The organism is Cohnella cholangitidis, from assembly GCF_014107495.1.
In the GTDB taxonomy this organism is placed as follows: Bacteria; Bacillota; Bacilli; order Paenibacillales; family Paenibacillaceae; genus Cohnella; species Cohnella cholangitidis.
In genome coordinates this window covers 4,637,235-4,659,926 of sequence record NZ_CP041969.1, presented here as the reverse complement: position 1 = coordinate 4,659,926, position 22,692 = coordinate 4,637,235, and the positions used below count along the sequence as shown (strand labels likewise).

General features: G+C 51.6%; 21 protein-coding genes and 2 pseudogenes. All 23 read right to left on the bottom strand.

Going from position 1 to position 22,692, the window contains the following annotated elements:
* Positions 1 to 127: 127 nt before the first annotated feature.
* Complete coding sequence (locus tag FPL14_RS21500) at positions 128 to 496, bottom strand: hypothetical protein (protein WP_182299679.1); 369 nt, start codon at positions 494 to 496, stop codon at positions 128 to 130.
* Between the two features lie 186 nt (positions 497 to 682).
* Complete coding sequence (locus tag FPL14_RS21495; protein WP_182299678.1) at positions 683 to 1,102, bottom strand: type 1 glutamine amidotransferase; 420 nt, start codon at positions 1,100 to 1,102, stop codon at positions 683 to 685.
* A 117-nt stretch (positions 1,103 to 1,219) separates the two neighbouring features.
* A complete protein-coding gene (locus tag FPL14_RS21490) occupies positions 1,220 to 2,092 on the bottom strand; it encodes an SDR family oxidoreductase (RefSeq protein WP_182299677.1) in 873 nt (290 codons plus the stop codon).
* Between the two features lie 100 nt (positions 2,093 to 2,192).
* Complete coding sequence (locus tag FPL14_RS21485; RefSeq protein ID WP_182299676.1) at positions 2,193 to 2,609, bottom strand: Rrf2 family transcriptional regulator; 417 nt, start codon at positions 2,607 to 2,609, stop codon at positions 2,193 to 2,195.
* Between the two features lie 107 nt (positions 2,610 to 2,716).
* Complete coding sequence (locus tag FPL14_RS21480) at positions 2,717 to 3,301, bottom strand: sulfite oxidase-like oxidoreductase (RefSeq protein ID WP_182299675.1); 585 nt, start codon at positions 3,299 to 3,301, stop codon at positions 2,717 to 2,719.
* Positions 3,302 to 3,341: 40 nt separating this feature from the next.
* Complete coding sequence (locus tag FPL14_RS21475) at positions 3,342 to 4,622, bottom strand: MFS transporter (protein WP_229263609.1); 1,281 nt, start codon at positions 4,620 to 4,622, stop codon at positions 3,342 to 3,344.
* Between the two features lie 31 nt (positions 4,623 to 4,653).
* Entirely contained in the window at positions 4,654 to 6,189 is a 1,536-nt protein-coding gene (locus FPL14_RS21470; protein ID WP_182299674.1) for a leucyl aminopeptidase, read from the bottom strand.
* 54 nt (positions 6,190 to 6,243) lie between these two features.
* On the bottom strand, positions 6,244 to 7,623 hold the full coding sequence (locus tag FPL14_RS21465; RefSeq protein WP_182299673.1) for an ATP-binding protein: 1,380 nt from the start codon (positions 7,621 to 7,623) through the stop codon (positions 6,244 to 6,246).
* Positions 7,624 to 7,746: 123 nt separating this feature from the next.
* Positions 7,747 to 8,922, bottom strand: coding sequence for an anti-sigma factor domain-containing protein (locus tag FPL14_RS21460; protein ID WP_182299672.1), 1,176 nt, complete (start codon positions 8,920 to 8,922; stop codon positions 7,747 to 7,749).
* Positions 8,919 to 9,722: an RNA polymerase sigma-I factor gene (gene sigI, locus FPL14_RS21455; protein WP_182299671.1), complete on the bottom strand. Its 804-nt coding sequence runs from the start codon at positions 9,720 to 9,722 to the stop codon at positions 8,919 to 8,921. The genes FPL14_RS21460 and sigI overlap by 4 nt, the downstream gene beginning before the upstream one ends.
* A 147-nt stretch (positions 9,723 to 9,869) precedes the next feature.
* Positions 9,870 to 10,295: a hypothetical protein gene (locus FPL14_RS21450; RefSeq protein ID WP_182299670.1), complete on the bottom strand. Its 426-nt coding sequence runs from the start codon at positions 10,293 to 10,295 to the stop codon at positions 9,870 to 9,872.
* Between the two features lie 144 nt (positions 10,296 to 10,439).
* On the bottom strand, positions 10,440 to 10,988 hold the full coding sequence (locus tag FPL14_RS21445; RefSeq protein WP_182299669.1) for a peroxiredoxin: 549 nt from the start codon (positions 10,986 to 10,988) through the stop codon (positions 10,440 to 10,442).
* A gap of 129 nt (positions 10,989 to 11,117) precedes the next feature.
* On the bottom strand, positions 11,118 to 12,197 hold the full coding sequence (gene leuB, locus FPL14_RS21440; RefSeq protein WP_182299668.1) for a 3-isopropylmalate dehydrogenase: 1,080 nt from the start codon (positions 12,195 to 12,197) through the stop codon (positions 11,118 to 11,120).
* A gap of 220 nt (positions 12,198 to 12,417) precedes the next feature.
* Complete coding sequence (locus FPL14_RS21435; protein WP_182299667.1) at positions 12,418 to 13,614, bottom strand: aminotransferase-like domain-containing protein; 1,197 nt, start codon at positions 13,612 to 13,614, stop codon at positions 12,418 to 12,420.
* A gap of 17 nt (positions 13,615 to 13,631) precedes the next feature.
* The gene (locus FPL14_RS21430) at positions 13,632 to 15,182 is read right to left on the bottom strand and encodes a 2-isopropylmalate synthase (RefSeq protein ID WP_182299666.1); all 1,551 of its coding nucleotides are present in this window, start codon (positions 15,180 to 15,182) and stop codon (positions 13,632 to 13,634) included.
* 147 nt (positions 15,183 to 15,329) lie between these two features.
* Positions 15,330 to 15,734, bottom strand: a complete 405-nt coding sequence (locus FPL14_RS21425) for a DUF350 domain-containing protein (protein ID WP_182299665.1) — start codon at positions 15,732 to 15,734, stop codon at positions 15,330 to 15,332.
* On the bottom strand, positions 15,735 to 17,051 hold the full coding sequence (locus tag FPL14_RS21420; RefSeq protein WP_182299664.1) for a glutathionylspermidine synthase family protein: 1,317 nt from the start codon (positions 17,049 to 17,051) through the stop codon (positions 15,735 to 15,737).
* 6 nt (positions 17,052 to 17,057) lie between these two features.
* Positions 17,058 to 17,336: a hypothetical protein gene (locus FPL14_RS21415; protein WP_182299663.1), complete on the bottom strand. Its 279-nt coding sequence runs from the start codon at positions 17,334 to 17,336 to the stop codon at positions 17,058 to 17,060.
* Positions 17,337 to 17,813 carry a hypothetical protein gene (locus FPL14_RS21410; RefSeq protein ID WP_182299662.1) on the bottom strand — a complete coding sequence of 159 codons (477 nt, stop codon included), beginning with the start codon at positions 17,811 to 17,813 and terminating at the stop codon, positions 17,337 to 17,339.
* 9 nt (positions 17,814 to 17,822) lie between these two features.
* Positions 17,823 to 18,851 (bottom strand): potassium channel family protein, encoded by a 1,029-nt coding sequence (locus FPL14_RS21405; RefSeq protein ID WP_324617832.1) that lies wholly within the window; start codon positions 18,849 to 18,851, stop codon positions 17,823 to 17,825.
* Between the two features lie 174 nt (positions 18,852 to 19,025).
* Positions 19,026 to 20,017, bottom strand: a pseudogene (gene ilvC, locus FPL14_RS21400) (ketol-acid reductoisomerase).
* A 141-nt stretch (positions 20,018 to 20,158) separates the two neighbouring features.
* Positions 20,159 to 20,642: pseudogene (ilvN, locus tag FPL14_RS21395) on the bottom strand (acetolactate synthase small subunit).
* On the bottom strand, positions 20,639 to 22,384 hold the full coding sequence (gene ilvB, locus FPL14_RS21390) for a biosynthetic-type acetolactate synthase large subunit (RefSeq protein WP_182299661.1): 1,746 nt from the start codon (positions 22,382 to 22,384) through the stop codon (positions 20,639 to 20,641). Before ilvB ends, ilvN begins: the two are co-directional and overlap by 4 nt.
* Positions 22,385 to 22,692: the final 308 nt, after the last annotated feature.

The following is a 22,692-nucleotide window of genomic DNA, read 5'->3' as shown; positions in this document are numbered from 1 at the left end:
CCCTTACATTCTAAGGCATCAGGGTATGACGCGTCCATGCCAAGCGATGTACAGATGATATCATTCCGCGAGCGCTGGCACAAAAAAAACCGCCGGATCCGTGTAGATCAGCGGTTGAATCATGACTTTATACCGGGAAGCCCATTCGGCTCATCGGGGAATATGAGATAGCGTTCTTGATCGTTTGCTCATCCTCGGCGTTCGCGAGGGTCGACAGTGCTGGGGATAGCTCGCTAAACCATTGCTCGTCTCTTGTCATTAAAGCAATATCGATCAAGCTGCGGATCGCCTCGGAATCTTGAGGCGAATACTCGGGCAGTTTTCTCAACCAACGCTCGCGCACGACGACGGATTTCCCGACGGATTCGGCATTATCGGACTTAACCGTATAGACGGTCGCCATTTCTTGTTGACTATCCAAAGCTTCAACGAATCCGTGAATCAATTCCCCGTTTCTCGTTTTTGCCTGTACCCAATCGCTGATTTCGACTTTCATCGTTAACACCACCAATCGCCAAATTTAATGCCTCTCATGAAGCACGCTGCACAAACTGTAAACAATTTCATTACATATAGGTTAAAAAAATGACGATTAGCAACTTATCACTGCCGTCGTCTATGTTTAACCCCTTACTGTAATAATATGCATTACAGTTAATTTTGTCAACCTCGAGGTCAAATGCTAAGAAACTGCCGATCGATCCAACAGACGATGAAGCAACCTATACGACTCTTGGCTACGATAGGATTCTATGCGAATTTGTTCCGCCGTGTGAATGTAGCGCTCATTTCGAAGCTCGTTCGACCATAGATCCAGCATCGTATCCATGCAGGCGGGCGTTGTCTCCAGATGGAATTGAAGGCCTATAACACGTTCGGCCTCTCCACAGGAGAACGCTTGATTCGCGCAGGCCTTTGAATGGGCGAGCCATCTCGCTCCCGGAGGTAGATCGAAAGTGTCGCCGTGCCACTGGAAGGAATGAAATTGATCCGGGAAATCGCATAGCCAAGGATGACGTTCTTCCGTTAGCCGGACCGAATGCCATCCGATTTCTTTGCAAGCGTGCCGATAGACTCGGCCTCCTAGCAGCTCCGCCAACATTTGCGCCCGATATGAATCGCTTTGGATATAACACCGGTCATCTCTCTACCCCGTCCTTTTTACGCTTGAAACCGACCTCGCATCTATGTTGCGAGGTCGGTTTCCGATCGGTTTCAATTATTTTGTCCCAGAGATTCCGCTAACGATTTGAGTCAGCGCCTCTCTGATCGGCGTTACCGAACGGCCGAGCAGCTTTTCGAAATCGTTGCTATCGATCTGCAGCGTGCCTTCCCGAATGCCTTGCTGGATACCTACGAGAATAGGGATGACGAAATCGGGTACGCCAGCGCCCGTCATGATATCGGCATACGCGGCATCATCAACGTGTTGCACGGATACTTCCTTGCCTAATACGGCGCCAAGTTCGGACGCCAGTTGATCTTGAGTCAACGGTTTACCCGAAAGTTCATAAATCGTATTGTCGTGTCCGTTGCCCGCCAATACGGCTGCCGCCGCTTCCGCGTAATCTTGTTGCAGCGCCCAACCGACCTTGCCGGATCCTGCGGAGGTTACCCAAGGAGCGCCTGCCAGCACGCCTTGAATGCTTGCGATTTCATTCTCCAAGTACCAGTTGTTGCGTAAAAAGGAATAAGGTATGCCCGTTTTGACGATTGTCTCTTCCGTGAAACGGTGTACCTCGGCAAGGAAGATCGCGCTTTCGCTTGCATTGGCCAAGCTCGTATAGGCAATAAATTTAACTCCGGCGCGTTGCGCGGCAGCTACGGCATTCGTATGCTGCCGAATTCTTGTATCGTTATCTCCATCCGCAGAAATCAATAAAAGGCGATCGATACCCGCAAAAGCAGAGTTCAATGTTTCCGGATGATCGAAATCTCCTTGGCGGACTTCAACTCCGCGAGCTTGTAATCCTTGCGCTTTTTCCGGATTGCGGACACTGACGGCCAACTGGCTAGCCGGTACGGATTTCAATAGCGTCTCTACTACTTTCGTTCCCAATTTCCCCGTCGCGCCTGTGACTAACATTTTCATTTTCTATTCCTCCTAATTAGCGTTGTTATCATTCAACTTGTTATAACCATTTTGGTTACAACTAATTTATAAAATAAAAGCTCTATTAAGGAGCTCTCATTTATTTGAATTTTGCCGTGAGTTGGCTCAGCGTCGTTTGCGCCAACCTGTGCTCCATTGCGGCTTGAGCCTCGCTCAACTCGGATAGGAGAGCCAACTCGATGTTCCGCCCGACCGGGCATCGCTCGTTCGGATCTTCGTGAAAACGGAATAATTGCTTTTCCTCAATCACGTTTACAGCCTGATAAATATCAAGTAGTGTAATCTCTTCAGGGGCTTTGAGTAGAGAAGCGCCTCCCACCCCGGGGCGTACTGACACCAGCCCTGCCTTTTTTAACATGCCCATAATTCTTCTGATCACTACGGGATTCGTATTTACGCTGCCGGCAATGAAGTCACCGGTACATTCATTCGAACTGACGGCGATCAGGGAAAGGGTATGAACAGCGATAGAAAAGCGCGTGCTAATTTGCTTCAAGTGCATCACCACCGTTGTAACTATTATAGTTACTACCGATTTTCATGTCAATCCATACGAGAAAAAAAGAGCGCGTTCAGCGCTCTTCCCATCCTAATATTAACCCATTAATCAAAATCGTAACGTTGTTCCTCGAACGGATTTCCATACATATGATACCCGTTGCGTTCCCAAAATCCCGGCTTGTCTTTAGCCATGAACTCGATGCCTCGCAGCCATTTGGCGCTCTTCCAGAAATAAAGATGCGGAACGACCATTCGGAGCGGATAACCGTGCTCGGGCGTTAGGTCGGCCCCGTTATGCTTCAACCCGAAGAACGTCGTCTCCCGCAGAAAATCTTCCAACGGAAGGTTCGTCGTCCATCCCTGCTCGGCATGAAGCATCACGTACTTCGCTTCCGGCTTCAGCTTCACCCGCTTCATAACCGTGGAAACGGCAACGCCTTCCCACACGTTATCGAGCTTAGACCAAGTCGTCACGCAATGAATGTCGTTCCCGAACTCGCGGCGCGGCAGCTTCATGAATTCTTCGAAAGAGATGATTACTTGCTCCTCGACTTGACCGAATATTTTCAAATCCCATTGGCTTAAATCGCGATATACGGGAACGTCCCCATGATGCAGTACCGGAAATCCATCCGTCAGGCGTTGTCCCGGAGGCACGCGATCTCTAATCGAAGCTTGAGTTTCCATTTCCGAATCTCCTCCTATCCATACCTAATGACGTCTATTATTACCGATGGCGCTTCTTAAATACGAACGGAGCCAGCACTAACGCAAGTACCAGAAGCGCACCTCCGGCGAAAGTCGCGATTCCGTAAGTCTGCAGCCACAGCGGGCCGTCGGCCGCTTGGTCGTACAGCCAGCCGCCCGCGATCGGACCGATGAAACCGGCGATTCCCGTCAACGCGGAGAATACGGCTACGTACATAGGCCTTTCCGACTTAGGCGAGTCGCCGATCAGGAAATTGAACACGAGCAGGTTATACCCGGCAAAGCCGACCCCAAGCAGAACGTGCACGATAATCAGGATGAGAATAGCGGGTAAGATCGCCATGCCGGCCCACACGGCTGATGACGCCGCAATGAGCGGAAAAGTCCATAGGAGCAGCGTGTTCGTAGAATATTTGCTATTCAACACGCCCCAGTAATAGTAGCTTGCCATCATGACGAGATTCTGAAGCATAATAATAAGAGTGACCTTACTCGTGCTCAAATCCATAACTTCAAGCATGACGTAGGAGAATAGCGGGATGACGATATTTTGCAATAAAATAAATAAGGAGATGAACAGCGTCGCCGACACGAACCGCCGATCCGCGAACGGCCTTAACAATAACTTAAGCGAGCCTCCGCTTTCCGACGGTTGGAAGGGCGGATTAGGATAACGGGATAACGCCCAACCGTTCCAAATCACGCATAGAGCGCTTACAACGAACAATACGGTAAACCCTCTTGGACCCGGCAACCATTCCATAATCTGCCCGCCAGCCAGCAGCGTAATGCAAACAACCGCCCAGTGAACCGTATTCCTTATGCCGAAGTATTTGCCTCTTAAGGAGGGAGGAACGACGTCGGCCATCAAGGACGTCCAGACGACTCCTCCGGCTTGACCGGAAATCATAGAGACGAGCCATAGGGCGACATAGATCGGAATCCACGCGTCGTCCGAAAAGGTGAGCGGAATTAGCCCGGTACCCACCCAGAGAGTGCGATGGACAACCCCGAACAGAACGACGAAAAACCTGCGATTCTGCCATTTCTGCATGGCAAAAGCGATAAAGATTTGAATGAGCAGAGCAAAGGGCGGTATAGCCAATACCAAGCCGATATGAAAAGCGGTAAATCCCAAATAAGTTAAATAGACGGTCTGTAGAGGCCCGCCAAGAAGGTTAGCCAAAATGTTCGCCGGTATTCCCTCGATGAGGGAAATCCTCAAGCTTTTGCGATTTTCCGATTCCGACTGCCTGCCGATCGATAATGTTTGCCTAAATCCCCTCATGAACCTACTCATAAGCAGTTCCCCCATGTTGTACCGGTTACCTTCAGTTCTGGCTGTTCGTTTCGCTCCAAATATATTCGAGCAGAGAGCGAACCATAACGCCGGTTCCGCCTTTGCTCTCGAAACCCCTGTCGCTCCACATCCACGCCGTTCCTCCTATATCCAAGTGGATCCAAGGACGAGCTTCCGAGAAGGCATTCACGAACAATGCTCCGGCGATCGCGCCGGCCCATGACCCGCCATGGTTTTTCACGTCGGCCACGTCGCTTTTGAGCAACCGTTGATATTCCGGATAAGTAGGAAGCGGCCAGACGTACTCCCCTGCTCGACGTGCACTCTTCAGGAAACTTTCCAGCATCGCTTCATCGTTCGTAAACGCGCCCGTCGTCAAATCCCCCAAAGCATGCATAACCGCACCGGTTAGAGTCGCTACGTCTATAAGCTTCGTCGCGCCTTGCCGAAGCGCCGTTGCCAGACCGTCCGCCAAGACGATCCTTCCTTCGGCATCGGTATTCAGAACCTCGACGGTTTTGCCGCTGTACGTTGTTAGGACGTCTCCCGGTTTATAAGCGTTTCCGGAGGGCATATTCTCTGCGGCGGGAATAACCGCCACCACATTCAGCGCAGGCTTGCGCTCTCCGATCGCTCTCATCGCTCCCATGATCGCCGCGGCGCCGCCCATATCGGAGATCATTTCCTCCATGCCGGCCGCTTTCTTAATGGAAATACCGCCGGTGTCGAAGGTTACGCCTTTGCCGATAAGTCCCAACGTCTCGGAGGATTCCGGATTTCCGCGATGCCGAATGACGATCATGCGAGGCGGATTAACGCTTCCTTGTCCGACGGCCAATAGTCCGCCCATCCCTTCTTGGGCCGCATCGTTCTCGTCGTAAATGAGACACTCAAGCCCATATTTCCTTGCCAGAGATCGCGCTTCGTCCGCTAGCCGTTCAGGAGTAAGCAGATTGGCGGGTTCGTTCGTCAGTTCCCGGGCGTAGCACGCCGCGTTTGCAGTCTCGTACCCTAGTTGCAATCCTGCGTTCCACTCGTCCGTCCGTTGTTCGGATTCGAGCACGAATTCAATCTCGGAAAGATCGGCTAGCTCCCTCCCTTGTTTGGACCTGCTGTTTCTTCGGTACAGCCCTAACAGCAATCCTTCCATCAACGCCTGAGAGGCCGCTCTTACGTCCGGCTCCGCGAGAGATTCAACGAACTCCGCAGGCAAGACAAAGACGGCCTTCCGTATGCGATATTCCAATAACGTCTTTCCAACGCTTCCCGCCGCTTCCCGAAGCGCTTTGGAAGTGTAGGGAACCTGATCGCACCCCACATATAGGGCATAAGACTCCGAGAGAAGGCCGAACGTCGATAAGAGTAAGGATTCTCCCGTTTTCCCATGGTAAATTCCTCGCTGAGCCCGCTCCCTCAACGCTTGGTCCAGCGTTGGGTGCAGGATCAAGCCGTCCTCGTTAACCGCACGATGACCCGCCAACGCGATAACGATTTCGGCCGACCCTTGGGAACCTCTAGAGCTCGGCCCCTTAGTCGTCCATTTCAGAGACCAATCCGTCCATAACATACCTGATGTCCCACCCTAAGAGTAAAATCTGGATTTAACCAGATTCTACTCCGATTACTCGACATAAGGCAAATAAATTAAAAATTCCGTTCCTTCGTCCAATTGGCTGTCTACGTGGATCGTCCCGCCATGGTTGTTGATGATCCGGTAACTTACAGATAAACCAAGGCCGGTCCCCTCTTCTTTCGTCGTAAAAAAGGGATCGAACAGCCGATTCAAGGTCGACCGTTGCATGCCTTTACCATTATCCTTGATCGATATCAAAGCATAACTGCCCTCCTGCCTAGAGGTGATGTCGATGCGGCCTCTGCGTTCGTCTTGGGTTTCTCCGATGGCATCCAGCGCATTCTTAATAATATTCAGCAAAACTTGCTTGACTTGCTTAACGTCTACGGCGATCGTCAAATAAGGATCGAAAATTTCGTTATGTATCTCGCAGCCCTTCATCAGGGCTTCGCTTTCCGTCAGCATGATCGTTTCTTTCAGCAGCAACCCTACGAGAACCTTCTGCTTCATCGGAGCGGACGGCTTGGAGGAATTCAGAAATTCGAAAATAATGTCGTTAGCCCGATCGATCTCCGACAAAATAATTCTACCGTATTCTTGTTTGCCGACTTCTTTAAGATACGGATTCAATAATTGGATGAAGCCCCTAATAGAAGTTAGCGGATTCCGAATTTCGTGGGCGATGGCCGCGGCGATTTTGCCTAGCATTGCAAGCTTATCGTTCTGAAATGCCGCTTGCTCGATCTGTTTGTATTCGGATACGTCTTTTACGCTGATTAGGTAATCGCCGCCCAGTTCATCGATTTGCGATATGCTCACGAGCAAGAACCGTCCGTTCACGTCTTGGAATTCCCCGTGGAATCTGCGATATAGAACCATTTCTCTGTAAATTCTCAAGAAATTTTTACGTATGGATAATTGGAGATTCCCATGAAAAAAGAGTTGATAGAGCGTGCAGCCGATCAACGCTCTTCGCGGAGCTTGCAGCATTCTGGACATTTGAACGTTCAGAAACCGTAAGTTCCCGGCGCTGTCGAATAGGGCGACGCCGCTGTCCATATGTTGGAGCACCGTTTCGAATTTATTCGGGTGTTCTTCCTCCATCGGTGCCGAATGTATGGCGCTGGCGCTCAGCAGCAGCCGTTCCGTTTCGGCTTCTTCCCTAGCCGCCGCCCCTTCCGGCATGCGTAACGACATTAGCAATTCGGTAATAAACAAAAGAGACCGGTGAACTAAAGTCATCCGATCTTCGGGTTCGACATAGGAAAGCAGAAATTTAACGCTCTCTTCGTGATGCTCCAGAATATCATCCGTTGGCAAATCGCTGAGTTCACGCCATAATTCCTTCGTCTCCGGACGAACGATATGTCCACCGCTTCGAACAAACTCGGCCAGAATCGGAAAATAACGTGTTCGCCATCCGTCCATTTCGAGAATTCCCCCATCGCTAGAGCCGTTACAATGGCAAAGATCAAATTAATCAAATCATAGCCATTAATTAGCATAACTGTCAACGGTAGAAGTTGTCGATCGATGACGAACGATTTTCGGTCAACGGCGTCCGCGGTCCCCTTCGACTTTCGAGTCTTTACGTTCGTCATTCTTATGTCGATCGTTCTGTTTATTATCCTCTTGGCGTTTTCTACTGTCCTCTTTATCCTGTTCGTTTCTTTGGCCTTTTCTATGTTCTTTGCCTATTTCCTTATCCTTATCTTTCTTATCGTTGTCTCTTTTGTCTTCCCCGTCGCTGTCTTCATCGTCATTATCGTCATCTTCGTCGTTTTTTTTCCAGCGATTATCCGTGCCGTGCCGTTTATCATCCTTTTGATTTAGTTCTTTTTTACTTTTATCATCCGTTTCTTTTTTTCCATTGTTATTCTTTTTGCCGTTATCGTTCTTTTTACCTACTTCGTCCCGATCTTTGCCAGGGTTTTTATTTTCTTTGGCGGATTGCTTTTGCCCGTATTTGCCCATTACTTTATTTACGCCTCCCCAGGAAGCGGCAATCTCCTTTAACGACTTCGTCTTTAACGTCTCTAACGAGACTTTGTGGCCTTGGCTTTCCGATTCCATCCAGAACGCCATCTTACCCGAAGAGACTCCGTTCTTGTTCGCCTCTTCCCGAACTTCCGCCGGTACGGAAACCGTCATCACTTCCAGCTCTCCTATTTGCTCGGGCTGTTCCCGCTTCGTTGCTTCGTTCAGAATCTCCGTCATTTTCACCGTCACGTTGTTTTCCCATTGTTTCTCAATGGCTTTTACCGGGACGCTTGCGATCATAATTTCCGGATCGTCCATCGTCAGTACATGCTTTGCGATCAACCTGCCGGCAAGCTCGTTCATAACGGTCTCTAAGTCTCGGCCTCGGTATTTCAACCCTGCGATTAAAGCTTCCGCATCTTCGTTAACCGCTCTTAGCTCCCTAACCTTTGTCTTGGCATCCAAACCAAGCTCGATGCTCGGATTGATGTCCATCGTTACGTAGGCTACGACAGGCGGCGTGCGAAACACGAGGAACCCAATTAAGACAACCATAACCATGGAGACTAGCGCGCCTGATTGCAGCAACCGCCGCCGGATCCGGGGAACGGCCCGTTCCATCGGGAAATCGGAAATTTCGTCTCCGACCGCAAACTGAGCTTGTCTTTTTACCCGGACGAACTGACCATCCGGCGTTAGCACGACAGCCGATCTTTTATGTAACGCCATTACCGTTCCGCGATTCATGATCGTTCCCCCTTTCCTTCGCGATCCATGCCGATGTATTCTTGTAAAAACGGATAAGTCCCGTATGCAATTAAACTTACCGCGATTAAATATTTCCGATGGCGCTCGGCGGTCTTTCTCGAAACGGCCTCCGCCTGGCATAATTCCTTGATGGGCAATTGCTTCTTGTCGCATAGAAACCTGAACATCGATTCCTCGCTAGCAAGCCTTCTTCCCATTCTCAGCAATACGGCTCTTGAATCCTGATGGCGAGGCGAAGAAGTAACCAAATCATCGAACGTAACCCCGTACAACGCCAGTTCTTCCGACAGAGCCGCGATTTCCAGCTTACGCTCGTCCGCGGATCGCTCTAATCGGTATGCGTCCATAGACTGGGCGACTTCAATCCGATTGATCGTGCCCGCCGTTTCCTCCGTATCCGTATCGAATGCGCTATATGGGATCGTGGAGGCATGTCTGTTTTCTTGCCTCACGTAATCGATCAGCCTGCGTTTAATGACCGTTTCCGCGAAACCCAAAAACAACCTGCCTCCCTCCGCTGAAAATCCGGTTATCGCCTCGTCGAAAGCGGCTAGCGCCACGCTATAGGCGTCATCCCGCTTCGGATCGATATATCGGCGAAAAAATCGGCTGGTTGTCTTTAATAAGTATGGATGATACTGACGAATCAGCTCATTACGAAGCTCATCGTTTCCATTCTGGATTAGCTCGACTAAGCGTTCCGGCGCAACCTCTTCGTTCGAAGCCCGCGTCTCTCTGCCAGTCAGGTTCAACCATTTTTTGAAAAGTACGAGCAGCACTCGCTCACCCCACATTCATAACATTCGGATGCTCGTCGTTTTTTGAGGGGGTATCCTCCGCCATAAAAAACAAAAAGACTGGCTTAAGCGGAAGAAATCCACTTAAGTGCAGTCTTCGCACGTTTCTATGCTTATCCGGCGCAACGCTTACAGCGTGCCCCCCGGGGTTCGTTTCAGCTTAAGCTTATGCCGTCTTTGGCTTAGGACGATAAGGCGTTTCTTTAATTGCTGCTCCCAATCCTGATCTCCGATTTCCTTGGCGAACGTCAGCAGATCGAGAGACATATCGATTTGATTCTGCACGATTTGCATCGGGTCTTCCTCTTCGTTGTTTACGCAGTTCTCGTGAAGGGCTTTATCCGATTCATCGACGTAATCATGGAAGTCGACTTCTGATGCTCCGTCGCCATGTGCATATTCGGCCAGAATTTCGTACTCATTCTCCACTAGATAATGGACTTCGATTCGGTGGCATACCGGGCAAAACAAGATCGGCACGTTATGGATGCGCGTGCGGTAATGTTTTAACGTTCCCTTCGTTCCGATCATGCTGGCTCCACAGCAAAAGCTCATCGCCTTCCCTCCTTCAAATCAGCATTGTTATTCTTCTCACTATATTCTATATCCATGATCACAATTCCTGCCGCCATTCTTTTCCAACAGGGCAAAAAACTCCCCGGAACGAGGTTCCGAGGAGCTAGGCGCTCATGACGTTTATTATTTCGCGACGAGGTGCTTGTCGCCCGCTTTCCAGTTCATCGGGCACAAACCGCCGGATTGCAGAGCTTGCAGTACGCGAAGGGTTTCTTCAACGCTGCGGCCTACATCGTTATGGTTAACGACTTGGTATTTCAATTCGCCGTCCGGATCGATGATGAACAAACCGCGAAGCGCGATTCCTTCTTCTTCGATCAGTACGCCGTAGTCGCGCGCGACTTGTTTCGTAATGTCCGCGCCAAGCGGATGGTTCAATTGGCCAAGACCGTTGTCGTTCTTAGGCGTGTTGATCCATGCGCGGTGGCTGTGTTTGCTGTCTACGCTGACGCCGAGAACTTCCGTATTCAAGCCTTTGAATACTTCGTTCGCCTCGGAGAGAGCCGTAATTTCCGTAGGACATACGAAAGTGAAATCCAACGGATAGAAGTACAATACCAACCATTTGCCGCGGTAATCGGACAAAGATACTTTACCGAAATCTTTACCGTCTCCGTTAGCCGTTTCCAAAGTGAAATCCGGTGCCGGACGACCTACCAAACGCTCTGCCATTGCCATTTACCTCCTATAAGCCCGACCTTGTCGCCAGTGCTTTTCTGTTCATTGCTCACGTTAAAAATCGTACCATCCCGGGACAAGCTAGTCAAGATGATAACGATTCTTTTTTTAGAATTATTATAATTAGCGTTTCATTGCGGCAACGATCAGGTCGCCCATTGCCGTCGTTCCGATCGCTTTGCTCTTATCGACCGCGATATCGCCAGTACGGTGTCCGGCATCGAGTACGTTCTTAACGGCCGTTTCGATAACGGTAGCCGCTTCTTCGTAACCGAGAGTAAGGCGGAACATAAGCGCAACGGACAAGATCGTTGCGATCGGGTTAGCGATGCCTTGGCCGGCGATGTCAGGCGCGGAACCGTGAACCGGCTCGTACAACCCGAAGCTGCCTTCGCCGAGCGATGCGGAGGACAGCATTCCGATCGAACCTGTCAGCATTGCCGCCTCGTCGCTTAGGATATCTCCGAACATGTTCTCCGTTACGATAACGTCGAAGCTTGATGGACGGCGAAGCAATTGCATCGCGCAGTTGTCTACGAGCACGTGCTCGACTTCGACGTCAGCATACTCGGGAGCGATACGGTTAACCGTTTCTCTCCACAATCGGGAAGTTTCAAGAACGTTCGCTTTGTCGACGGAAGCCAGACGTTTGCTGCGCTTCTGGGCAACCTCGAACGCTTGGCGAACGATACGTTCGATTTCCGTAACGTTATATACGCAAGTATCTACCGCTTCTTCGCCTTGCGCGCCTTCGCGACGGAACTTCTCTCCGAAATAAATACCGCCGGTGAGCTCGCGAACGACGATCAGATCCGTACCTTCAAGAACTTCGGGTTTCAAAGTGGAAGCGTCTTTCAAGCAGTCGAACACGACGGCAGGACGGATGTTAGAGAACAATCCGAGCGCTTTACGGATTCCGAGCAATCCCGTTTCCGGACGAAGCTCTTTGGAATTGTTATCCCATTTCGGACCGCCGACGGCGCCGAGCAGAACGGCATCAGCGTTACGGCACATTTCCAGCGTATCTTGCGGCAACGGAGTGCCTCTCTCGTCGATGGCGATTCCGCCGAACAAGCCATGCTCGAGCTCGAATTTGTAGCCGAACAATTCTTCCGTGCGTTTCAATACTTTTTCCGCTTCCGCGACAACTTCAGGACCGATTCCGTCGCCGGCAATGACGGCGATTTTTTTAACTTCTGACATAATTATGATTCACTCCAATTTAGGGTATAGGTTGTCCAATGAGACTCTCTCTCAATTGTAGTACATTTGACCGCGAGAGGCAAAATAGATAAAAGCTATTACTTTAATAGGCTGAGGCTATGTAGCTTGTTCTGATGCGATAGGGGGTTAGGACACCGATTAACCGAACCCAAAAAAGCGGCGGAACAGGGATCCAACCTCCTGCTCGCCGCTTCTTCGACTATTTAACCAATACGCTCTCCATCGCCTGATTCAGACGTTTCATCCCAATGATCGTTCTCTCGTAATCATTGTGCGTAAAGTTAAGGCGCATCGTGTTTTTACCCGAATTGTCCGCGAAGAAGGAGACACCCGGTACGAATGCGACATCCAGGTCGACGGCCGTCTTGAGCAGCTCGGTCGTATCGATAGACTCCGGCAGCTCGAGCCAGAAGAACATTCCGCCCTTCGGTTCGTTCCAGACGACTCCCGGCCATTGCTGTTCGCGCAGCAGATCGGCCATCTGGCGCATCCGACTCTCGTACTCCTTGCGAACGAACTCGATATGGCCTTCGAGATCGAAATGCTCCATTAGCTGGTGCAACGTTTGTTGATCGAGTGAACTGGAATGCAAATCAGCCGCTTGTTTGGCGCGGGCCATATGACGGATGAGATCGGGATCGGCCATTACCCAGCCCGTACGCAACGCGGGCGCTACGGTTTTGGAGAAAGTGCTCGTGTACACGACGCACGAGCCTTTCGGATGCTGGTCTAACGAAAACAGCGACGGATAAGTTACCGACGCATCCCCGAATTTCAGTTCGCCGTACGGATCGTCCTCAAGAATGAGCGCATCGCTTGCCCGGCATAGCTTCAATACGCCTTGACGACGCTCCAAGCTCCATGCTTTGCCGGTCGGATTCGAGAACGTAGGAATGACGTAGACCATCTTGGGCTTGTATTGCTTTAGCTTAGCTTCCAAGTCCGCAAGCACCATGCCGTCTTCGTCCGCATCCACGGAAACAAGCTTCGCGCCATAGGAGCGGAACACCTGCAAGGCGGACAGATAGGTCGGCTTCTCGACCAGAATCACGTCGCCCTCGTCGATATAAATCCGGGTCAGCAAATCGATCGCTTGCTGCGACCCCGTCGTAATCAGCATATCGTCCGGAGTAACCGTTACCCCTTTGCGTACCATCCACTTGCAGATGCTCTCGCGAAGCGGTAAATAACCTTCGGTTAATCCGTATTGCAACGCCTTATTTCCTGCTGCGAGCACCCTCTCGAAAGCTTCTCCGATCGCGGCGACCGGGAAATGCTCTTCCGCGGGCAATCCGCCCGCGAACGAGATGATCGATTTTTTTTGCGTCAGCTTCAGAATTTCGCGAACGGCCGACGATGAGAACGTACCCAGTCTCTTCGAAAATTGATAGTTCATCCAACGATCCCCATTTCTTAGATCAACGTGACGTTATCGCGACGATTGCGGGCAGGAGCGTTGCGCTTGTCGATGAGCCTGTTCAAGGCGTCTACGTACGCGCGGGCGCTCGCTTCCAGAATATCCGTGCTTACTCCGCGTCCGTGGGCGGTTGAATCGTCTTGTTTAAGCACGACATGAACTTCGCCTAGCGCATCCGTTCCGTCCGTTACGGATTTGATCGTATAATCGTCCAGCTCTACGGCTTCGCCGGTAAGCGCATCGATCGCATGATAGATCGCGTCTACGGAGCCATTGCCTTCGGACTCGTGCTTCACGATACCCTTCTGCGTCTTAAGCGTTACGGTTGCAGTCGGAGTTGCGTGGCTGTCAAAGGAAACGACAAGCTGTTCGAGCGCGAATACTTCCGGCGTCTCGATGATCTTCTCTTCGAGCAGCGCCCGAATGTCTTCGTCGCTTACGTTCTTCTTGCGATCGGCCAAATCCTTGAATTTGCCAAATGCCGCGTTGACTTGATCTTCCGTTAGTTGCTCGTATCCAAGATCAACGAGCTTCTCGCGGAAGGCGTGACGACCGGAATGCTTGCCGAGCACGAGTTTGCTGTCTTTAAGTCCGATCGTTTCGGGAGAAATGATCTCGTAAGTCGATTTCTCCTTCAACATGCCGTCCTGATGGATGCCCGATTCATGAGCGAACGCGTTCGCGCCTACGATCGCTTTATTTCCCGGAACGACCATTCCCGTCAGCTTGCTGACAAGACGGCTCGTTCTCGCGATTTCCTTAAGATTAAGAGAGGTTTTCGCTTGAAAATATTCCGCTCTCGTCTCGAGCGTCAACGCCACTTCTTCCAAAGAAGTATTGCCTGCGCGTTCGCCGATTCCGTTAATCGTTCCTTCGATTTGATCCGCTCCGTTAAGAATGGCCGCCAGAGCGTTGGCGGTAGCCATTCCCAGATCGTCGTGGCAATGAGCGGACAACTGGATCGTATCGATGCTAGGCACTTTTTCTTTTAAGGTTTTGAATATATTTCCGAATTCGTAAGGCGTCAAATAGCCGACCGTATCCGGGATATTCACGACGGTAGCTCCGGCTTTGATCGCCATCTCCGTTACTTCGCAAAGGAAATCCAATTCCGTGCGTCCTGCATCTTCCGGAGAAAACTCGATTTTATCGAAAAACTGTTTCGCATAGCGAATAACTCGGTCTGCCGTCTCCAATACTTGTTCCTTCTCCATCCGCAGCTTATGCTTGCGGTGGATCGGCGACGTCGCGAGAAACAGGTGGATACCGGGATTTTTCGCGCCTTTAAGCGCCTCTACGACTGCGTCTACATCTTGTTCCCGCGAACGGGCAAGTCCGATGACGGTCGCGTTCTTAACCGCTCTAGCTACCGCGTTAACGGCAGCCAGATCTCCCGGAGACGCCGCAGGGAAACCTGCCTCGATCCGATCAACGCCCAATTTCTCCAACTGCAGGGCGATTTCTACTTTTTCTTGCGTGTTCAAGTTTACGCCGGGAGACTGTTCTCCATCCCGAAGCGTCGTGTCGAAAATATAAATTTTTCTCATGGCAGGGTCTTGCCCGCACCTCCTGAAGCTAATCATGACTATCTACAGATTATATCATATTCCAAGGGGAGAAAAGCCACGATTCGTCACCTTGGCGCAAAAAACCCGATCCCAGAATACTCTTGGATCGGGTTGCCTCTGCTAAGCTTACATCAAGAACGTACCTATCACGATAGATACGCCTATGATGATCGAGCGCAGCAACTGCGCAATGGCCATATTTCCGTTTGCGATCTGTTCGCACACTTTGAATTTCGGAGTGAGCAAATCGAATATGACATAGACCAAGCAAAGCACGACGATGCCGATTCCGGACCATACCAGCATCTCCGCCCAGGAATCCGAGCTATAGGATACCATGGCTACGATAATGCACAAGCCGAGCAGCTTGCTTCCGAAGTACATCCCCGCCGCTTGATTGCCTTTGTTGATTTCCTCCGAGTCGTTGAACTTAGTCAGCTTGCTGAAAACGAATGCGCCCACGACCAGCACCACAAGCAAAATACCTAATCCGATCGCTACATTCAACAAATCCTCAACCAAATTATCCATTTACGATTCCTCCTTCGTCTCAATAGCAGCAGGGCAATAATAAGCCATGTCCCCTGTAACGGCCTCCCCGATCCGAGGCAGTATACCGGCGAATCGTCCGCCTATAACGTAGGCGCCCGTTAACACGAAGCCGGAATAATTGCCGTTCTCGGTCGGCACCTCCGCGTCTTCCATTTCGCATCTTAGCTGATAGATCTTCGGCTGGTTTTCGTAATACTCGCGAACCTCGGAGTCTTCATCCTCTTTCCAACCCGGAGCGCTCGATATGTCCCCTCCGGAGTCGAATAGAGTAACCCCTTTGCCCTCGCGCCCCCAATATCCTTTGGAAACATACGGCGAGCCGGTTGCTTCGAATACGGATTTCTCATAATAGGTAGGAAGCAAATAGCTTTCGATCCATTCGCATTGTTCCGTGCTGAACAGCTTAAATCCGACCGCTTCTTCCGTCAGATGGTTTCTCTCGTATAACGACCAGATCAGCGCCATGAATCCTTTGCTTTGCGTAATGATGCTTTGCACGGGATTAATCAAGCCTAACTTTCCTTGTCCGACCAGACGGAGCAACTCTTCGCCGATCGGATAGTCCGATGCTTCTTCCCTATCGTGCACGAGATACTCCAGCGGGTACAGACGATACAGCACTTCGATCCGCGTCCCGTCGCAATATAACCCATCATCCGGCACGACTTCCAGCTTCTCCAACGGGACATACGCGACATCGTAGCCCAGCTCGCGGACGGCTTCCATCACATACAACGTGTTCGTCCTATCTTCCACATGCCAGTCGTAACAACTGAAGGCTATCGTACCCGTTAAGCCCCTCTGGCGGCAATCGTCGAGCAATAGCCGGAATGCGTCTTGAATCGCGGCGCGCATCCCCTCGGACGGATTGCCGAAGCTTGAGTATCGGCCGATCAAAGCCCCGGCCAGCCATGCCGCTTCCGGTATTCCGGATGGCGTATCGCTATTGTTCTCGATGCATTTCATTTGATCGCCGTTCAATATCCAGTCCTGTCGCGACACCCCGTGATAAGGAACTTCTACGCGCGCGGGCGAGATAAGTGGAGCCGGGATCCCTAGAAACCGCTCGAAAAAATCGTCCGGCAAATACCGTTGCGCGAACCGAAGCGCCTTCTCATAGATCTCGTTTACCCTTTGCGCCGCTGTCGCGATTCTTGCTGCCTCTTCCCGCGTATAGAGCATGAAGGATGGCAAACAATATTCCTTGCCGTACATGCGATGATAAGGAATCGCGTCCGCTATCTCTTCCCGGAACACTTCGTCGTGCGTAAGCTCTAGGTGGTGCATTTTACGCATATCCGATCAACCCCCGGAGCTGCTTTTCCCGCCGCTGCCGAAACCGCTGTAGGACTTGGACGAAGAGCCGCTCGAGCTCGTCTTGTATTTTTTCTTGGAGCCGCTGCTGTATACGTACACTCCGTCGTCATCGTCGTATACGCATTCCTCGTAATCCGGGTCGCATTCGTCGTTCGAAGACAATTGGCCGCATCCGGTCATCATGACCGGCACCGTCAATAGCAACGTCAACGCGGCCAGCTTGCCAGGTTTGTATTTGAGCCGTTTCTTCTCTTCTTGCGTCATTTATTCCATCACCTCTTTCAAGAAAAACAGCACCTTTTTTCTCTCGTGGTCTAGCAAAGTATAGAGCACTTCATACGTTCTTCCGTATTCGATCAGATAATGGTCCAACAAGAGCCGGGCGATATCCATCGGCTGCGCGATCCCGTACATCATCTGCTTCACGACGAAATCGCCGTTATGCCAAACGCAAAATACGGGTTCGAAAGTGCGGGACACGTCTACGAATTCGAATGCGCTCTTCCAAATCGCCGGTCCGAAGGTGTCCACCTCATGGTCACGGAAGGGCTTCGCGTAGATCGTGTGCTCGCGGTTGTTTTCCGACTCGTTAGACGTATGCTCGAACATCCGGTTGCGGATCACGGTTGCGTTAACGAGCTTGCGCATAAACAACTCCTCCGGCGAAACATGAATGTCCAGGAGCCCCTGTTCCACGCGGCCTAACGCCTCGGACCATTCCCGATAATCAAGATGAAGCATCCCTCAACGTCATCTCCCCTCTTTGCGTAGCGAGCTTATCGTCTGTTTATCGGCAATGACGTATAGCTTCGCGTCAGGCGGAATCAGATCATTCAGCCGGCGGTTAATGCCCATGTCGCTGCCGTCGGCGATTAACGTTGCGCCCTTAAGCAAGAGCGCCTGAAAAGCGTTTCCGTAAGTTTTCCAAGCTTGGTCCGCGGTGATCGCGAACATATCCTGGCCGTCCTGGCGGCTAAGCAGTTGGGTGTAGATATCGATATTGCCTTCATGCAAGGCGGCCCTTACCGCTAATCGGGACACCGCGTCATACGATAACACGAACTCGTTCACTCGCACGTGGCGGAAGTTTTGGATGTGTTTTTCCAATACGATCTCAACCGTCGTATGTACTTCGGGGGCATGTTTCTCGATGCTCGATGCGATCAGAAGCGACTTCCCGTCTACGAGAGACGAATCGTCGATCCGGGAGTCCGAGAAAATGATGGCCGCCCGCGCTTGATGGATGGAGGCATTCTCCAACGTTTCCACCGATGTCGGATCGCCGCTGACGAAATGCACTTTGGGGTGGTCGAACGGATGCTTGTCGGACTCGTCGATGATCACGATCTCCATATCCTCGTCGGTCGATAGGATTTCCTCTACGGCCAGCTTCGTTTTTTTGCTCCAGTTAATGAGAATGATGTGCTGGTTTCCTTGATATTTCAACAGACCGGCCTCCCTCTTGCGGTGAATCTCCACGAAATAATCGATAATCTTGCCGATGACCAAGCTGAGCAAGCCGATTCCGAACACGAACAGGAAGATAGCGAATATTTTGCCGGCAACGGTAGTCGGATAGAAGTCGCCGTAACCGACCGTCGCGATCGTGGTCATTACCCAGTACAAAGCGTTGAACCAGCGTTCTTTGAACGTTGCCGGCTCTATTAAATAAATAATAGAAGCGCTAAGCAACACGAACCCGACCGTTCCGAACAACAAAAAAACGTTTTTCAGCCGGAGCAGCTTCAATGAAAGCTTGCGTATGATGTACAGGAACATCGCCCCCTTGCAGGTCCGTATTCTCACTCTATGCTGCGATTACGGCAACTAATGCGCGTTCAGCCTGAGAGATTATATCATAAAAAACGACAATTTTGCGTTTTATTTCTATCCGATGAGAAGACGCCAAAAAGCCCCGTCGGCTGACGGGGCTTCGTTAAAGAATAATGGGAATTACTTCTTGATCCAGTGCATCATACCGCGCAGTTGAGCGCCGACGACTTCGATCGGGTGCTCGGCTTCGTTACGGCGAGTGGCCGTGAGGAACGCGCGTCCGGATTGGTTCTCAAGGATGAAGTCGCGAGCGAATTTACCTTGTTGGATATCTTGCAGCACGCGTTTCATTTCTTTTTTCGTTTCTTCCGTCACTACGCGAGGTCCGGTAACGTAGTCGCCGTATTCCGCAGTGTTGGAGATCGAATTGCGCATGGAAGCCATGCCGCCTTCGTACATCATGTCAACGATCAGCTTCAACTCGTGCAAGCACTCGAAGTAAGCCATTTCAGGAGCGTATCCAGCTTCAACAAGCGTTTCGAAACCGGCTTTAACGAGTGCGGTCGCACCGCCGCAAAGAACGGCTTGCTCGCCGAACAAGTCCGTCTCGGTTTCTTCGCGGAAGGAAGTTTCGATAACTCCCGCGCGCGTACAACCGATACCTTTGGCATAAGCCATACCGATTTCGAATGCTTTGCCCGTTCCGTTCTGATGAATAGCGATCAGTCCCGGTACGCCGAAGCCTTCAACGTAAGTACGGCGAACCATGTGGCCAGGGGATTTAGGAGCAACCAGCAAAACGTCAGCATCCGCAGGAGCTACGATTTGGCCGAAATGTACGTTAAAGCCGTGGGAGAACATCAGGGCTGCGCCTTTTTTCAGGTTAGGCTCGATATCGTTCTTGTAGACGCTAGCTTGCGTCTCGTCCGGCATAAGGATTTGAACTACGTCCGCTTTGCGAGTAGCGTCGGCAACGGAAAGCACTTCGAAGCCGTCGTTGCGAGCGCTTCCGCGGATTTACCTTCGCGAAGACCGATGATAACGTTTACGCCGCTGTCGCGAAGGTTTTGCGCTTGAGCGTGACCTTGGCTGCCGTAACCGATTACCGCGATTGTTTTGCCTTTAAGAACGCCAAGATCGGCGTCTTTTTCGTGAAATAAATTTACTGCCATTGGATTGTGTTCCTCCTTAAAATAGTAAAAATGGTCTTACGTAACCCTCGAAGCGGGCGTTCCAAAGGAGATCGGCGCAAGCCGGTTTCTCCTCTCGAACCCCCGCTTCGAGCGGGTAGTTCTCAAACGTTGTGCGATAGACTATCTGGCGCCTCTGTTCATTGCCGTCACGCCGGTGCGCGACAGCTCGCGAATGCCGTACGGTTTAAGCAGTTCGATCATGGCGTCGATTTTCTCGGTATCCCCTACGACTTGAACGATCAGCGTCGTAGGCCCGATATCGACGACCGCCGCGCGGAACGTCTCTACGATGCCGAGGATTTCCGGCCGCATGGACGGGTCGGCTCCGATTTTGATGAGGCCCAGCTCGCGTCCGACCATCGGGTTGCCGCTAACGTCAATGACTTTAATGACGTCGATAAGCTTGTACAATTGCTTCTGGACCTGCTCCAGCGTATGATCGTCGCCGGTAGTGACGATAACCATCCGGGAAAGGCCCGGCTCTTCGGAAGAGCGACGGTAATGCTCTCGATATTGAAGCCGCGCGTCCGAACAGGCCGGACACCCGTTGCATGACGCCCGGCTGATCGTTCACAAGTATCGCTATCGTATGTTTACGGTTCATTCGGAATCCCCCATAATCATCTGATCGATCGTGCTTCCTTGAGGAACCATCGGATACACGTTCTCGTGTTTGCGAACGACGAATTCAACGACCGCAGGACCGGGATGCGCGAGCGCTTCCTTCCATGCTTTCAGGGCGTCATCCTTGTTGGCCGCGCGATAGCCTTTTACGCCGTATGCCTCCGCCAGCTTCACGAAATCCGGGCTGCCCGATAGATCGATATGGGAGTAACGGTTATCGTAGATAAGCTCTTGCCATTGGCGAACCATGCCGAGCACTTGGTTGTTGATGATAACCACTTTGACCGGAATGTTATTGATCGCGCAGATCGCCAGCTCCTGAGCGCACATCTGCATGCCGCCGTCGCCGTTGATGGAGACGACCGTTCTGTCCGGGTTGCCCATCTGCGCTCCGATAGCCGACGGGAATCCGAAGCCCATCGTTCCTAAGCCGCCGGACGTTACCCATGAACGCGGTTTGTTGAACGGATAATACTGGGCTGCCCACATTTGGTGCTGCCCAACGTCTGTCGTAACGATCGCGTCGCCGTTCGTCGTTTCGTGGATCATCGAAACAACCCATTGCGGCTTCAACTCGGTGTCGGAATCGACGTATTTGAATGGCTTAGCAGCCTTCCATTCTTGAATTTGCTTGCGCCAAGCATCCGCTTTGCCCGCATACTTCGCGATCGCGTTAGCGTGTTGAAGCACGGCTTTCACGTCTCCGACGATAGGAATGTCCGTCGGAACGTTCTTGCCGATCTCGGCAGGATCGATATCGATATGAACGATCTTAGCGTGCGGCGCGAAGCCGGACAATTTGCCGGTAACGCGATCGTCGAACCTGGCCCCGATGCTGATAAGAAGATCGGCGGACTGAATCGTCGTATTCGCGGTCCACGTTCCGTGCATGCCGGGCATCCCCATATGCAGCTCGTGCCCGCTAGGGAAACCTCCCAGGCCGAGCAAAGTCGTCGTCGTCGGAATGCCCGTCTTCGTAATGAACTCGTACAGCTCGTCGTGAGCTCCCGAGTAGACAACGCCGCCGCCGGCTAGGATAACCGGCTTCTCGGCGTTCTCGATGGCCCGGATCATTTTCTCGACTTGATTCTTGTTCGGTTGGACGGTCGGATTATACCCGCGCAGGCTAACCTCGGTAACCGGTTGGAATAACGTCTTCTCCGCGGAAACATCCTTCGGAATGTCGATGAGCACCGGACCCTTGCGTCCGCTGTTGGCAATATGGAAAGCTTCATGGATCACGCGAGGCAAGTCCTCCGCCTTACGTACCAGATAACTGTGCTTCGTGATTGGCATCGTGATGCCGACGATATCGGCTTCTTGGAACGCATCCGTTCCGATTAGGCTTGTCGCAACGTTGCCCGTAATCACGACGAGCGGTACCGAATCCATATAGGCCGTCGCGATTCCCGTGACGAGGTTCGTTGCCCCCGGTCCCGAAGTCGCGATACATACGCCTACCTTGCCCGTAGAACGGGCATAACCGTCCGCGGCGTGGATGGCTCCTTGCTCATGGCGCGTCAGCAGATGCTGGAAATCGGTAAATCCATGCATCGCATCGTAGATGTACAAAACGGCTCCGCCCGGATAACCGAAGACGCATTCCGCTCCCTCCAGTAACAAACTGCGAAGCAGAATTTCCGATCCGGTGATGACTTCCGGCTTGCTCCATTTTTCGATCAACTCTTGTTTGGATTTCAACGTAACACCTTGTGCACTCATCTTTTTTTCCTCCTTTCAACAAATCAAAAAGCCTTTCATCCCAACGCCTATATGGCTGTCTTGGGACGAAAGGCTGTTGCTTCCGCGGTACCACCCGAGTTTGCCGCGCACCTCGCGGTGACGGCCTTATAAAGTATGTCGTCCGATCGAATGGACCAAAGGAACATCCCATACTTTAAGCGCAATAACGTGCGCCACTCCGATTCTCCCTAATGTGCCAATCAGGCGGTTCAGGGGAACAGCTCCGAGGAGACTTCGCTTACAGGGATTAAGGTATCGGTTTCAGCTAGTCCGACACTCTCTGAGCA

Coding starts and splice junctions, on each gene's coding strand:
- FPL14_RS21500 (WP_182299679.1), bottom strand. CDS start 496: ATGAAAGTCGAAATCAGCGATTGGGTACAGGCAAAAACGAGAAACGGG.
- FPL14_RS21495 (WP_182299678.1), bottom strand. CDS start 1,102: ATGTTGGCGGAGCTGCTAGGAGGCCGAGTCTATCGGCACGCTTGCAAA.
- FPL14_RS21490 (WP_182299677.1), bottom strand. CDS start 2,092: ATGAAAATGTTAGTCACAGGCGCGACGGGGAAATTGGGAACGAAAGTA.
- FPL14_RS21480 (WP_182299675.1), bottom strand. CDS start 3,301: ATGGAAACTCAAGCTTCGATTAGAGATCGCGTGCCTCCGGGACAACGC.
- FPL14_RS21475 (WP_229263609.1), bottom strand. CDS start 4,622: ATGAGTAGGTTCATGAGGGGATTTAGGCAAACATTATCGATCGGCAGG.
- FPL14_RS21470 (WP_182299674.1), bottom strand. CDS start 6,189: ATGTTATGGACGGATTGGTCTCTGAAATGGACGACTAAGGGGCCGAGC.
- FPL14_RS21465 (WP_182299673.1), bottom strand. CDS start 7,623: ATGGACGGATGGCGAACACGTTATTTTCCGATTCTGGCCGAGTTTGTT.
- FPL14_RS21460 (WP_182299672.1), bottom strand. CDS start 8,922: ATGAATCGCGGAACGGTAATGGCGTTACATAAAAGATCGGCTGTCGTG.
- FPL14_RS21450 (WP_182299670.1), bottom strand. CDS start 10,295: ATGAGCTTTTGCTGTGGAGCCAGCATGATCGGAACGAAGGGAACGTTA.
- FPL14_RS21445 (WP_182299669.1), bottom strand. CDS start 10,988: ATGGCAGAGCGTTTGGTAGGTCGTCCGGCACCGGATTTCACTTTGGAA.
- leuB (WP_182299668.1), bottom strand. CDS start 12,197: ATGTCAGAAGTTAAAAAAATCGCCGTCATTGCCGGCGACGGAATCGGT.
- FPL14_RS21435 (WP_182299667.1), bottom strand. CDS start 13,614: ATGAACTATCAATTTTCGAAGAGACTGGGTACGTTCTCATCGTCGGCC.
- FPL14_RS21430 (WP_182299666.1), bottom strand. CDS start 15,182: ATGAGAAAAATTTATATTTTCGACACGACGCTTCGGGATGGAGAACAG.
- FPL14_RS21425 (WP_182299665.1), bottom strand. CDS start 15,734: ATGGATAATTTGGTTGAGGATTTGTTGAATGTAGCGATCGGATTAGGT.
- FPL14_RS21420 (WP_182299664.1), bottom strand. CDS start 17,051: ATGCGTAAAATGCACCACCTAGAGCTTACGCACGACGAAGTGTTCCGG.
- FPL14_RS21415 (WP_182299663.1), bottom strand. CDS start 17,336: ATGACGCAAGAAGAGAAGAAACGGCTCAAATACAAACCTGGCAAGCTG.
- FPL14_RS21410 (WP_182299662.1), bottom strand. CDS start 17,813: ATGCTTCATCTTGATTATCGGGAATGGTCCGAGGCGTTAGGCCGCGTG.
- FPL14_RS21405 (WP_324617832.1), bottom strand. CDS start 18,851: ATGTTCCTGTACATCATACGCAAGCTTTCATTGAAGCTGCTCCGGCTG.
- ilvB (WP_182299661.1), bottom strand. CDS start 22,384: ATGAGTGCACAAGGTGTTACGTTGAAATCCAAACAAGAGTTGATCGAA.